This is a genomic window from Flavobacterium sp. YJ01 (genome assembly GCF_029320955.1).
In the GTDB taxonomy this organism is placed as follows: Bacteria; Bacteroidota; Bacteroidia; order Flavobacteriales; family Flavobacteriaceae; genus Flavobacterium.
The window spans coordinates 130,122-143,757 of the sequence record NZ_CP119757.1 but is presented as its reverse complement, the minus strand read 5'-3'; the positions used below and the strand labels follow the sequence as shown (position 1 = coordinate 143,757).

13 protein-coding genes are annotated in these 13,636 nt (G+C 31.5%); 4 read left to right on the top strand and 9 right to left on the bottom strand.

Annotated features, from left to right (window positions below; genetic code table 11):
• Positions 1-91: 91 nt before the first annotated feature.
• From P0R33_RS00700 to P0R33_RS00690, 3 genes are read right to left on the bottom strand one after another with little or no spacing between them, the layout of a single operon-like run.
• The gene (locus tag P0R33_RS00700; protein ID WP_276173661.1) at positions 92-925 is read right to left on the bottom strand and encodes an OmpA family protein; all 834 of its coding nucleotides are present in this window, start codon (positions 923-925) and stop codon (positions 92-94) included.
• Between the two features lie 32 nt (positions 926-957).
• On the bottom strand, positions 958-1,977 hold the full coding sequence (locus P0R33_RS00695; protein WP_276173660.1) for a glycosyltransferase family 2 protein: 1,020 nt from the start codon (positions 1,975-1,977) through the stop codon (positions 958-960).
• A 24-nt stretch (positions 1,978-2,001) separates the two neighbouring features.
• Complete coding sequence (locus P0R33_RS00690; protein ID WP_276173659.1) at positions 2,002-2,454, bottom strand: type I restriction enzyme HsdR N-terminal domain-containing protein; 453 nt, start codon at positions 2,452-2,454, stop codon at positions 2,002-2,004.
• 103 nt (positions 2,455-2,557) lie between these two features.
• Here P0R33_RS00690 and holA point away from each other — a divergent pair, with 103 nt between their 5' ends.
• From holA to ettA, 3 genes are all read left to right on the top strand, one after another.
• On the top strand, positions 2,558-3,562 hold the full coding sequence (gene holA / locus P0R33_RS00685; protein WP_276173658.1) for a DNA polymerase III subunit delta: 1,005 nt from the start codon (positions 2,558-2,560) through the stop codon (positions 3,560-3,562).
• 64 nt (positions 3,563-3,626) lie between these two features.
• Positions 3,627-3,809, top strand: coding sequence for a CAL67264 family membrane protein (locus P0R33_RS00680; RefSeq protein WP_184165917.1), 183 nt, complete (start codon positions 3,627-3,629; stop codon positions 3,807-3,809).
• Between the two features lie 47 nt (positions 3,810-3,856).
• On the top strand, positions 3,857-5,548 hold the full coding sequence (gene ettA / locus P0R33_RS00675; protein ID WP_276173657.1) for an energy-dependent translational throttle protein EttA: 1,692 nt from the start codon (positions 3,857-3,859) through the stop codon (positions 5,546-5,548).
• Positions 5,549-5,772: 224 nt separating this feature from the next.
• Here the strand turns inward: ettA and P0R33_RS00670 are convergent, their stop codons facing one another.
• Together P0R33_RS00670 and P0R33_RS00665 are read right to left on the bottom strand one after the other, a co-directional pair.
• On the bottom strand, positions 5,773-6,186 hold the full coding sequence (locus tag P0R33_RS00670; RefSeq protein ID WP_276173656.1) for a thiol-disulfide oxidoreductase DCC family protein: 414 nt from the start codon (positions 6,184-6,186) through the stop codon (positions 5,773-5,775).
• Positions 6,187-6,476: 290 nt separating this feature from the next.
• Positions 6,477-8,642, bottom strand: a complete 2,166-nt coding sequence (locus P0R33_RS00665) for a DNA mismatch repair protein MutS (protein WP_276173655.1) — start codon at positions 8,640-8,642, stop codon at positions 6,477-6,479.
• A gap of 117 nt (positions 8,643-8,759) precedes the next feature.
• Here P0R33_RS00665 and P0R33_RS00660 point away from each other — a divergent pair, with 117 nt between their 5' ends.
• On the top strand, positions 8,760-9,425 hold the full coding sequence (locus P0R33_RS00660) for a uracil-DNA glycosylase (protein ID WP_276173654.1): 666 nt from the start codon (positions 8,760-8,762) through the stop codon (positions 9,423-9,425).
• 191 nt (positions 9,426-9,616) lie between these two features.
• Here the strand turns inward: P0R33_RS00660 and P0R33_RS00655 are convergent, their stop codons facing one another.
• The 4 genes from P0R33_RS00655 to P0R33_RS00640 all read right to left on the bottom strand — a co-directional run bounded on the left by P0R33_RS00655 (position 9,617) and on the right by P0R33_RS00640 (position 13,479).
• Entirely contained in the window at positions 9,617-9,991 is a 375-nt protein-coding gene (locus P0R33_RS00655; RefSeq protein ID WP_276173653.1) for a DUF4258 domain-containing protein, read from the bottom strand.
• A gap of 36 nt (positions 9,992-10,027) precedes the next feature.
• Entirely contained in the window at positions 10,028-11,227 is a 1,200-nt protein-coding gene (locus tag P0R33_RS00650) for an alanine dehydrogenase (protein WP_276173652.1), read from the bottom strand.
• 188 nt (positions 11,228-11,415) lie between these two features.
• Positions 11,416-11,823: a tRNA (adenosine(37)-N6)-threonylcarbamoyltransferase complex ATPase subunit type 1 TsaE gene (gene tsaE, locus P0R33_RS00645; protein ID WP_276173651.1), complete on the bottom strand. Its 408-nt coding sequence runs from the start codon at positions 11,821-11,823 to the stop codon at positions 11,416-11,418.
• 102 nt (positions 11,824-11,925) lie between these two features.
• Positions 11,926-13,479, bottom strand: coding sequence for a bifunctional response regulator/alkaline phosphatase family protein (locus P0R33_RS00640; protein ID WP_276173650.1), 1,554 nt, complete (start codon positions 13,477-13,479; stop codon positions 11,926-11,928).
• Positions 13,480-13,636 lie beyond the last annotated feature (157 nt).

Below are 13,636 nucleotides of genomic sequence, written 5' to 3'. Positions count from 1 at the left end.
TTTAATTGGTTATTAAAAGGTAAATTAAGAATACAAAAAAAGCAGGTCAATCGACCTGCTTTTCTGTTTTAAAGCTATTTGAAAACAAGAATTATTTAGCTTGTTTTTTCATTTCTTTTTCAATCATATCATAGAATTGATCGATTTTTGGCATAACCACAATACGAGTTCTTCTGTTACGAGCTTTATTCTCAGCAGAATCATTAGCAACTAATGGTACGTAAGAACTTCTACCTGCAGCAATTAATTTAGCTGGGTTAACACCAAGATCGTTTGTTAATACACGAACGATAGAAGTAGAACGTTTAACACTTAAATCCCAGTTGTCTAAGATAACTCCGTTGCTTTTGTAAGGAACGTCATCTGTGTGTCCTTCAACCATACATTCGAAATCTGGTTTGTCATTTACAACTTTAGCAACTTTAGCCAAAACAGATTTGGCTTTATCACTTACGTCGTAGCTTCCGCTTTTAAATAATAATTTATCAGCGATAGAGATAAATACAACTCCTTTTTCAACATTGATTTCGATGTCTGGATCGTTGATTCCAACTGCTCCTTTTAAGCTTGTAACTAATGCTAAAGTAACACTGTCTTTTTTAGTTAAAGCATCTTGAAGTCTAGAGATTTTTAAATCTTTTTCTTTTAAGCTTTCAAGAGATTTTTCAAGGTTTTCAGCACCTTTAGTAGTTAAGATAGTTAAATCTTTTGAACTATTGATTAAGTCTTGATTATGTTGTTTGTAGCTTTCAGCAGTAGCAGCTAATCCAGCTTTTTCTTCTAAGCACGTATTTAATTTTACAGTACAAGAGTTTAACAAATCTTGAGTCTCTTTGTTTTTTGCTTCCAACTCAGCATATTTCTTTTTAGAAACACATGATGTTAGGGCCATTAATACTGATAGTGCGATAACTATTTTTCTCATAAATTTAATTTTAATTAGACTTGATTACAAATTTAGTTTTTAATATTTTGAATACTGTTAAAGATTTCTTTAAATACGGTCAATTTCCTTATATAATAAAGGAAAACGATGCTTTTTACCATATAGTATTGCTGTATTTGAAAATCTTTTCGTTTTCCGAGATATTTTAAAGATAAGCAATAAAATGAAAAATGTGCCTTTAAAATGGCAAAAGTATGCCCAAATTTTCCTTGTGTAAGAAAACGGATACCCGCAATTCCGTCTAAAACCATTCTGAAAAAAATCACCCAGAATAATCCTCTTTTTGGCAGATTTTTGACAAGCATTAATAATGAATTTCTAAAATTCAAATAGGTTTTTTTAGGATTACCTTGTTGTAAAGTTGCTCCTCCAACATGATAAACTACAGATTGAGAATTATACTTTATAATATGACCTTCATTTGCGGCGCGCCAGCATAAATCAATTTCTTCTTGATGAGCAAAGAAGCTTTCGTCAAAACCTTTTAATTCGTGATAAACATTTTTACGGATGAAGAAACAGGCGCCTGAAGCCCAGAACAATTCAATGTTATCATTGTATTGTCCATTGTCTTTTTCGACTGTATCAAATATTCTTCCTCTACAAAATGGGAATCCATATTTATCTATGAAACCACCCGCGCCTCCAGCATATTCAAAATATTCTTTGTTCTTAAAATCGAGGATTTTAGGCTGGATAATGGCTGTTTGTTTTTCGCTATCGAAAGTTTCGAGAATAGGTTTAAGCCAATTTTCGGTAACTTCAATATCCGAATTTACTAATGCATAGATTTCGGCATCAATATGTTGTAAAGCATCATTGTAGCCTTTTGCAAAGCCATGATTACCCGAGTTTTTTACAATTTTTACAGTAGGAAAATTTTCTGCGACGAATGCAATAGAATTATCTGTAGAAGCATTATCTGCTACATATATTGATGCACCTTCAGAAAATTGAATAACAGAAGGTAAAAACTGCTCAAGCAATTTTACCCCGTTCCAATTTAAAATGACAACTGCTATTTTATCCAAAAGTACCTAGTTCTTTATTATTTATTAATGGTTTTCTTTATAGTCAGGCAGGTTTCTCAAAAACTCATATTTTTCGTTTTCAAAATCCATTTGACAATAAAAATGGTTTAGTCCGTTTGTGACATTCAAAAACCGTGCCTGCATTGTCATATTGTAACGTGCAATTTGATCAAAAGTTGCTTGAGAGATTCTAACTTCGGGCGCTTTACATTCTACCAATATATGTATAGAACCATCTGAGTTAAAAACGACAACATCATATCTTTTTCTTAACCCGTTGACTTTTAAAACTTTCTCTACGTTAATTAGCGATTTTGGATATTTTTTTTCGTAAATTAGGTAATGAACAACGTGCTGACGAACCCATTCTTCGGGAGTAAGAATTATAAATTTTTTTCTTATTTCATCAAAAATAGACACTTTATTTTCGTTATTTTTGAACCGAAAACTATAGATTGGGAAATTTAATCGCTGCATAAAGCAAAAATATAAAATAGTTTCAGGTTTCTCCCGAAGTCTCGGGATAAAGTTTCAAGTTTTGAAACTACAACTGAAACTTTAAACTTGAAACAAAATTTAAATGGACGAAGTTGTAAAAATCGTTAATGATATAAAAGCCGGTAATATTAAGCCGATTTATTTTTTAATGGGTGAAGAACCGTATTATATAGATAAATTGTCTGAGTATATTGAACAAAATGTTTTAGCAGAAGAAGAAAAAGGATTTAATCAAACTGTTTTGTACGGAAGAGATGTTTCTGTAGATGAAATAGTTTCAACAGCTAAACGCTATCCGATGATGGCTGATCGTCAGGTTGTTATTGTTAAAGAAGCACAAGATTTATCGCGAACAATTGATAAAATTGAATCGTATGTAAATAACCCAATGGAAACCACGGTTTTGGTTTTTTGTTACAAATACAAAACGTTAGACAAGCGTAAAAAAGTAACCAAATTATTGGCTCAGAACGGAATTGTTTACGAAAGCAAAAAATTGTACGAAAATCAGGTTGGAGACTGGATTAAAAGGGTTTTAGCCGGAAAAAAATATACAATTGATCCAAAAGCAAATGCAATGTTAGTTGAGTTTTTGGGTACAGATTTGAGTAAAATTAATAACGAATTAGAGAAGCTTCAAATTATTTTACCGCAAGGAACCATGATTACTGCGGAACATATTGAAGAAAATATTGGTTTCAGTAAAGATTATAATGTTTTTGAACTTCGAAAAGCAATTGGAGAACGTAATCAATTGAAAGCATATAAGATAGCAGAAAATTTTGCTCATAATCCAAAAGAATATCCATTGGTAATGACAACTGGTTTGGTTTTCGGATTTTTTGTTCAGCTTTTAAAATACCACGGATTAAAAGACAAAAATCCTAAAAATGTTGCCACTGCACTTGGTGTAAATCCTTATTTTTTAAAGGAATATGATTTGGCTGTCAAAAATTTTCCTATGAGAAAAGTAAGTCAGATTGTTGGAGCTTTGAGAGACATCGACGTAAAGAGTAAAGGTGTGGGAGCCAATGCTTTGCCACAATCAGATTTACTTAAAGAAATGCTTTATAAAATATTTAATTAAGCCGTTAAAATTCACGATATTTGCGTTTCTAAAAATTTTACTACTTTAAAATAATTACACAATTATGGGAATGAATAAAAACACCATTTTAGGATGGGCTACTTTTATAATGGTACTTATGGGATTGTTGCTTATCGCTCTAGGAATCTTTAGATATAGTGATGTTTCTGGTTGGGGATTTGGTGCTGTTGGAGTTGGTTTTTTTGCTAATGCATGGGTATTCAACGCATTGAAAGGTAGAGTTTAGTTTAGATTTAAATTGAAAATTATAATAATTAACATAATAACATAAAAATGTCAGACGATAAGAAAGTAATTTTCTCAATGCAGAAATTGAGTAAAACCTATCAGGGAGCAGACAAACCAGTGCTTAAAAATATTTATTTGAGTTTCTTTTACGGAGCTAAAATTGGTATTTTAGGTCTTAACGGTTCTGGAAAATCTTCTCTTTTAAAAATTATTGCAGGAGTTGATAAAAATTACCAAGGTGATGTGGTTTTTCAACCTGGCTATACAGTTGGTTATTTGGAGCAGGAACCAATTCTTGATGATTCAAAAACGGTTATCGAAATTGTTCGTGAAGGAGCTGCCGAAACTATGGCAGTTTTAGAAGAATACAATCAAATTAATGATTTATTTGGTCTTGAAGAGAATTATTCAGATCCAGATAAAATGGATAAATTGATGGATCGTCAAGCCGCTTTACAAGACAAAATTGATGCTCTTGGCGCTTGGGAAATCGATACAAAATTAGAAATTGCGATGGATGCATTGCGTACTCCAGAAGGAGATACGCCAATCAAAAACCTTTCAGGAGGGGAGCGCCGTCGTGTAGCTTTATGCCGCTTGTTATTGCAACAACCAGATGTATTGTTACTAGATGAGCCTACCAACCACCTTGACGCTGAGTCAGTTCTGTGGTTGGAGCAACATTTAGCGCAATATTCAGGAACTGTAATTGCAGTAACGCACGACCGTTATTTCTTGGATAATGTAGCTGGATGGATTTTAGAGTTGGATAGAGGAGAAGGTATTCCATGGAAAGGAAACTATTCTTCTTGGTTAGATCAAAAATCAAATCGTTTAGCTCAAGAAGAAAAAGTAGCATCTAAACGTAGAAAAACTTTAGAGCGTGAGTTGGACTGGGTTCGTCAAGGAGCAAAAGGTCGTCAGACAAAACAAAAAGCTCGTTTACAGAACTATGACAAATTGTTAAATGAAGACCAAAAACAATTGGATGAGAAACTAGAGATTTATATTCCAAATGGTCCTCGTTTAGGAACAAATGTTATTGAAGCCAAGAATGTTGCAAAAGCTTTTGGTGATAAACTACTTTATGATAATTTAAATTTTACGTTACCACAAGCTGGTATTGTTGGAATTATTGGACCAAACGGTGCTGGTAAATCTACTATTTTCAAAATGATTATGGGCGAGCAAGCTACTGATAGCGGAGAATTTTCGGTTGGAGAAACTGTAAAAATCGCTTATGTGGATCAGTCGCACTCTAATATTGATCCAAATAAATCTATTTGGGAAAATTTTGCCGATGGTCAAGAATTGATTATGATGGGAGGAAAGCAAGTGAACTCTAGAGCTTATTTATCTCGTTTCAATTTTGGTGGTGGCGAGCAAAATAAAAAAGTTGCTATGTTGTCAGGTGGTGAGCGTAACCGTTTACACTTAGCAATGACTTTGAAAGAAGAAGGAAATGTACTTTTGCTGGATGAGCCAACAAACGACTTAGATGTAAATACACTTCGTGCCCTTGAAGAAGGTCTAGAAAATTTTGCTGGTTGTGCCGTAATTATTTCTCACGATAGATGGTTCTTGGATAGAATTTGTACACACATTTTAGCTTTTGAAGGAGATTCTGAAGTTTATTTCTTTGAAGGAAGTTTTACAGATTACGAGGAAAATAAAAAGAAACGTCTTGGTGGTGATTTAACTCCAAAACGTTTGAAATACAGAAAATTGATTAGATAATTTTTCTAATAAATTTAAAAATAAAAAAATCCCAAATTCCAATTGATGAGAATTTGGGATTTTTTTTGAGACAAAGTATTGTCTTTTCGAGGAACGAGAAATCACACTCGGGACTATACAAAGATTAGAGATTGCTATACGGAATTTCTATTGTGATTTCTCGTTCCTCGAAATGACAATATTGAGCTAAATTGGAATTTGTAATTTTCAGTTTGGAATTTCTCTTAAAGAAATTTAGATTTCAATTCCGGAGTAGGAATCATACAACTTTCTTTTTTACCATACCAATTGTATCTATTTTTAGCAACATAATCATAAACTCGGTCACTTATGAAAATCGGTACGATTCTAAAAATCAAAAGCAGTTTCCAAAAGCCGCCAAAATTTTTCGCGATTTCTATAACTGCTGAAGATTTATAAAAATAAGCTGTTCCTGGATTGTATAAAATAATGCTATCCATTTTTGAAAAACTAATTCCTAGATTTTTACAAATTTTGATTCCTAATTCTGATTGCAAAGCGACAAATCTGAAAACATCTTTTTTGTCATGTTTAATTATAAACTGTACAGCTGAATCACAGAGGTTGCAAACTCCATCAAAAAGAATAATTTTTTTATTTTTTGGAAGATTTTCCATTGCAAACAGAATTTAAATTTGAAATTTCAGGCTTTATTCCATTGAAAAAGCACAAGAATGAACGTGAATAATAGTTTAAAAATCGTGGTATTTTAAAAATTTATAAATATTTAAATTTGTATAAATTTTACTTATCAAAATAGACTTCAATAAATTGTTTTAAATGTGTTTTTAAAAATAATTGAACTGTTATATTATCTGAAAAATTATCTTTTCTTAAATCGCTTTATTTTAATTTTTACCGTTTTTTGCTAATTTTTAGATAAAAACTGCTACTGCGACTGAAAAACTTATTTTTTAACAGCTTCAACTAATTCTAATTCCTCTAAACTAACTTTCGAAGTGAAAATGCCATAATTTACAGTTGCTTTATTTTTTTCGATCGAATCGATACTTCCAACAGATCTTCCATCAAGCATTCTAACTCTGTCACCAACTTTCAAAATTGGTTTTGGTTTTTCAATTACAGGTTTTAATTTTTTTTCTTTTTTCTCTTTTCGAATTTCTTCAACTTTTACCTGTACTTCAGCAATAATTTCTTTTTGTTTTTCAACTTTTGCTTTTACTTCTTTTGGTGTTGCTTTTTTACGTTTTGAATTTTCAATCTCAACAATTTTCAAAAATTCACCAATAAGTTCTTTTTTATTTTTGTTGTTGAAATATTTCTCAGCAATGTCATCAATCTTTTGTCCGATGTAAATTATCTTTTGATTGCTATCGTATAATTCTTGATAGCTTTCTAATTTTTGCTGGATTTTAGTATTGATGTTTTCCATCTTTTTACTTTCTTCGCGTGCACGAGTTTCCTCCTCTTTTAAATTCAAAGAAGTCTTTTCTAATTTTGAACGCTCTTTTTGAAGAGTAGCAATAGTTTTGTCAAAACGAACTTTTCCAACTTCGATTTTCTTTTTTGCACGATTGATCAATCCAAAAGGAATTCCATTTTTTTGTGCAACTTCAAAAGTAAACGAACTTCCAGCTTGTCCCAAAGCTAGCTTATACATTGGTTCCAAAGATTTTTCGTCGAACATCATATTAGCATTTGTCGCGTACGGTAATTCGTTTGCTAAAATTTTTAGATTTGAATAATGTGTCGTAATAATTCCGAATGCTTCACGGTGGTAAAATTCTTCTAAGAAAATTTCTGCCAATGCACCTCCCAATTCAGGATCAGAACCTGTACCAAACTCGTCAATTAAAAACATGGTTTTCTTATTGCATTTTTTTAAGAAATAGTTCATGTTTTTTAATCGATAACTGTAAGTGCTCAAATGATTTTCAATAGATTGATTATCACCAATATCAGTTAGGATTCTGTCGAACAAGAAAGTTTCGCTTCTTTCGTGAACCGGAATCAAAATTCCAGATTGCAACATTAATTGTAATAAACCAACTGTTTTTAAAGAAATGGTTTTTCCTCCGGCATTTGGCCCAGAAATTACAATAATTCTATTTTCTTGTTTTAACTCAATGGTTTGCGGATAGGTAACTTCTTTTTTTTGCTTGTTATTCAAATACAAGATTGGATGATATGCTTCTCTAAAGAATAATCTTCTTTCTTCGGTAATTGTTGGCAAGATTGCATTAATACGATTTGCATATTTTGCTTTTCCTGCAATTACATCAATATCACTTAAAAAGTCTTGATACTCAATTAACAAAGGAAGATAAGGTCGAATTACATTTGATAAATTTTTTAAAATTCTTGTAATTTCTTCTTTCTCTTCGTATTCTAAATTTGCCAATTCACGCGAATATTTTAAAGTCGCTTCTGGCTCAATATAGGCAATACTTCCCGTCTTGGAACTTCCTAAAATTGAACCTTTTACTTTACGGCGATACATTGCTAAGACAGCTAAAACTCTACGGTTTTGCACAAAACTTTCTTTAATGTCGTCCAAATATCCTAGGCCATTGTATTGTGTTAAAGCTGAACCAAAACTTTGATTGACTTTTCCGCGAACCAAATTCATATTTTGGCGAATACCGGAAAGGGCAGGAGAAGCATTGTCTTTTATTTCTCCATATTTATCTACAATTGCATCAATTGCAGAGATAATATCTTTGGTCAATTCTACTCGAGAAGCTCTTGCATTTAAGTTTGGATAATAGTCATCGAATTTTTTAAGGAAATTCAATAAAACATTTGTCGTCGCAGAAAGATTGGCAATTTTTCTGAAACTTCCTACTTCAAGAAAGCTGTCTTCAATAGCTAAGAATTTAATTTCGTGAGAGATCGCATCAAATCCGTGATTCGGAATTGCGTTGTTATTTTGAAAAGAAGAAACATATTCTGACGTCTGCATTAATGACTGCATCAATTCTTCTTTGCCTCTAATTGGTTTTATTTGTAAAGCCTTTTCTTTTCCAATATCAGTATTGCATCCTTCTGAAATGGTTTCTAATACGGTTGGAAATTGTAAGTCTTGTAATGTTTTTTCGGTAATACTGATCATTTAATAACTTTATGAAAGTAAAGGCAAAAGTACAAAAACATTATCATTGAAATCTAAATTTATATCTGTATAAATATGATTTTTAGTATTAATTCCTGAAATTCGCAAAAAAAAGTTATGGACGTAAAAATGCATTTTTCTTGGAAACCTATTTTGAATGAAGAATTTGAAAAACCATATTTCAATACATTAATTGATTTCGTAAAATCAGAGTACGCGACTAAAGTTTGTTATCCAAAAGGCAACCAAATTTTTTCTGCTTTTGATCATTGCCATTTTGACGAAGTGAAAGTTGTTATTATCGGACAAGATCCTTATCATGGACCAAACCAAGCAAATGGATTGTGTTTTTCTGTAAATGACGGAATTCCATTTCCGCCATCTTTGTATAATATTTTCAGAGAAATAGAATCTGATTTAGGAAAACCAATGCCAAAAACAGGAAATTTGGAACGATGGGCAGATCAAGGAGTTTTTCTTTTAAATGCAACTTTAACAGTTAGACAATCGGAAGCGGGAAGTCATCAAGGAAAAGGATGGGAAAAATTTACTGATGAAGTTATCAGGCAAATTTCTGCTGAAAAAGAAAATGTTGTGTTTTTACTTTGGGGTGGTTTTGCTCAAAAGAAAGCTTCTTTGATTGATGCGTCAAAACATCATATTTTGAAATCGGGACACCCTTCGCCTTTGAGCGCCAATAGAGGATTTTGGTTTGGAAATAAGCATTTTAGCCAAACAAATGAATTTCTGAAATCTAAAGGATTGAAAGAAATTGAATGGTGATTCTTTTAAAGAAACAAAGTTTCAAAGTGACAAAGAGGCAAAGTGAAAGGCTTTGTGAAAAATACTTTAGTTGAAATTAGATTAATTGTCATTTCGACTGAAAGGAGAAGCACTAGAAACGCTACAAAGAATAAATTTTACTTTGCGAAAATTCTAGTGCGATTTCTCCTTTCATTCGAAATGAAAAAACTTTATTTTTTAATAATTTCTTCTAAAACAGCTTTATTTTCATAATTAACCACTTTTAGAATAATCTCTTGATTTTTTACAGTTTTTCCTTCAATAATATAAAGTTTTCCTTTGTTCATTGGAACATTGCTTTTATCAAAATCAACATCTCCATAAGTTAATGTGTTTTTAATATCTGCAGTATCAACCCATTTTTCATTTAAAGTCTGAATAGCTTTTTCGGAATATTGAAAAGGTTTTGTTCTTAGATTGTTTAAAACTCGGGCATTTGGAAAATAATTACAACGAGTGTCTTTTCCGCTAAAAATAGCTGCTACAACAAAACATCCCATTACAAGACCAATTAAATAATATGCAAAACGGTGTACGAACTTCATGAAATAATTTTTTTGCAAAGGTACATTAAAGTTCCTTTAAAAAACAAGTAAATTAATATCGTTGTCCGGAAGATCAAACCAGTCGCCAATAGCTTTATTTGTTAGAATTCCATGATATAAATAAATTCCGTTTTTGAGACCTTTATTGCATCTAATAGCACTTTCAATTCCACCATCTTCGGCTATCTGATGAAGATATGGCGTTAAGATATTACTGATTGATAATGAGGCAGTTTTAGAATATCTTGAAGGTATATTTGGTACACAATAGTGTAGAACGTTGTTCTTGATAAAAGTTGGTTTTTCGTGAGTTGTCACTTCTGAAGTTTCAAAACAACCACCAGTATCAATACTAACATCGACAATTACGGCTCCTTTTTTCATATGTTCTACCATAGTTTCGTTGACTACAATCGGACATCTTTCTTTTCCGCGCATAGCTCCAATTGCGACATCACAACGTCTCAAAGCTTTTAAAAGTCCTTTTTGCTGAATAGTAGAAGTGAAAATTCTTTGATTTAAATTGTTTTGCAAGCGACGTAATTTTGTAATCGAATTATCAAAAACTTTTACGTTTGCACCAAGTCCAATTGCAGTTTTTGCAGCAAATTCGCCTACAGTTCCAGCTCCTAAAATTACAACTTCAGTAGGAGGGACGCCTGTAATGTTTCCAAATAAAAGCCCTTTTCCAAATTCATCAGTAATCATTAATTCGGCGGCAATTAGGATAGAAGCTGTTCCTGCAATTTCGCTTAAAGATTTTACGGCAGGATAAGAACCGTCTTCGTCTTTAATATATTCAAAGGCTAAAGCAGTAATTTTCTTTTTTGCTAAAGCTTCAAAGTATTCTTTCTTTTTGGTTTTAAGCTGAATGGCTGAAATGATAACAGTTTCTGGATTTATCATTTCTATTTCTGCTAATGTTGGCGGTTCAACTTTTAAAAGAAAAGGACAGCCAAAAACTCTTTTTGCGTCTTTTGTAATTTCTGCGCCAGCATCTGCATATTCCTTATCAGTATAACTCGAACTTTCTCCAGCTCCAGATTCAATCATAACGCGATGACCAGCATAAGTAAGTGAATTTACAGCGTCTGGAGTTAAGCAAATACGACGTTCTTGGTAACTTGTTTCTTTAGGAATTCCTATAAAAAGTTCTCTTTTAAAACGACCAACCTCAAGTTTTTCTTCTTGCGGCAGTAATTGTTGTTTTGTAAATGGAGTTAATGTGATTGACATGGATTGTGCAAAAAATTAAGAGTACAAATTACGTAAAAAGTTTTAGAATTAGTGTAAAAATTCTGCTAATACTATATATTGGAATGTTAAGATATTTTTTGTGTTTCTTTATTAAAATTGTTCAAGATATCTAAACGTTGTTTTATTTTGTAAAGATTCTCAAAGTTTTTATAAAATTCACAAATATTCTAATTCAGTTGCAACTCTCTTTTTCCGTCTTCTAATAATTGAATATTTATTGTAGAATGGTCTTCGGGAATTAAACTTGCTATTTTTTCAGACCACTCAATAAAGCACCAATTACCAGAATACAAATAATCATCAACTCCCATATCAAGAGCTTCTGTCTCTTTGTTTAATCTGTAAAAATCGAAATGATAAACTATTTGATTATTAGAAGTATAATATTCATTAACTAAAGAAAAAGTCGGACTGCTTGTCGCATCTTCAACACCCAAACTTTTGCATAATTGTTTAATTAATGTTGTCTTTCCAACTCCCATTTCTCCATTAAAAAGAATGATTTTTTTAGGATTTGAATCGATAATCTGCTGCGCAACTTCTTGAATTTGATCTAATGAAAAAACGATGTTCATTGTATGTTTTATTTTTGCCACGAATTTCACGAATTTTCACGAATTAATTTTTCTTTTAAATTAAAATTAGTGGAAATTAGTGAAATTTGTGGCGATATACTTTTATTTAGGATTAAAAACAAGAAACGGAATAATCATTTCTTCTAACGAAATTCCGCCGTGCTGATACGTGTTTTTATAATAACTCACATAATGATTGTAGTTGTTTACATATGCTAGAAAGAAATCATTCTTAGCAAAAATAAACGAACTGCTCATGTTTATAGCAGGAAGACCAATTGTTTTAGGTTCTTTAACTACATATACATCTTTTTGTTCGTATGTTAAACTACGTCCAGTTTTGTAACGCAAATTTAGACTTGTATTTTTATCTCCAACAACTTTAGACGGATTTTTTACATTAATTGTTCCATGATCGGTTGTTAAAATCAGTTTGAAACCTAAAAGTTGTGCTTGCTGAATAATTTCTAACAAAGGCGAATTTTTAAACCAGCTCAATGTTAGCGAACGATAAGCTTTATCGTCTGAAGCTAATTCTTTAACAACTTCCATTTCGGTTTTAGCGTGCGAAAGCATATCAACGAAATTGTAAACTACCGTTACTAAGTCGTTTCCTTTTAAGGCCTTGAAGTTTTCGGCTAGTTTTTTGCCACCAGAATAATTAGTGATTTTAAAATAATCTTCTTTAATATTTAAGCCTAATCTTTTTAATTGAGCAGATAAAAATTCAGCTTCGTAAAGATTCTTTCCGCCATCCTCAACATCATTTTTCCAATATTCCGGAAATTGTTTTTCCATTTCTAAAGGCATCAAACCAGAAAAAATTGAATTTCTTGCGTACTGCGTAGCGGTTGGAAGAATAGAATAATAAGGGACTTCTTTTTCTAATTTGTAATAATTTGACACAACAGATTCAAAAGATTTCCATTGATCGTAACGAAGATTGTCAATTACAACAAAAAGAATTGGTTTGTCTTTCTTTTTAAGTTCAGGAACAACCAATTCTTTAAATAAAGTATTGGATTGTATTGGTTTATCTGCTTTTGGCGCGAACCAGTCTTCGTAGTTTCTTTCGATAAATTTACCGAACTGAGAGTTGGCTTCTACTTTTTGAGATTCTAGAATTTCGATCATCGCTGTATCATTGATGTCTTCTAGTTTTAATTCCCAAAAAAGTAATTTTTTATACAATTCAATCCAATCTTCATAAGAATTTACCATGGCTAATTCCATAGCAATTTTCCTAAATTCTTTCTGGTAATCTAAAGTCGTTTTTTCGGTAATTAATCTAGAATCATCGAGATTTTTCTTCAAACTTAACAAGATCTGATTCGGATTTACAGGTTTAATCAGATAATCGGCGATTTTAGAACCAATGGCTTCTTCCATAATATATTCTTCTTCGCTCTTGGTAATCATAATCATAGGAATAGCAGATTTTTTTTCTTTCATTTCAGAAAGTGTTTCCAATCCGCTCATTCCAGGCATGTTTTCATCCAAAAAAACAATATCGAAGTTATTTTCTTCAAACAAAGCAATAGCGTCAAGTCCGTTATTGCAGGTTGTAACTTCGTAATTCTTTTTTTCTAGAAATAATATGTGGGGCTTTAAAAGATCGATTTCATCATCAACCCAAAGTATTTTTATCTTATCCATAAATCAATTATAATTTTTACTGCAATTTAAAGTTATAGAACTTAAAAAGTATTAAAAATAGTATAAAGTTCTCAAAGTCTGGCTATGAATTTATTTTAAATTTTAACATTTTTTAGTCTATTTTATTGATAATCATTATAATTTCGACTTTCATTTT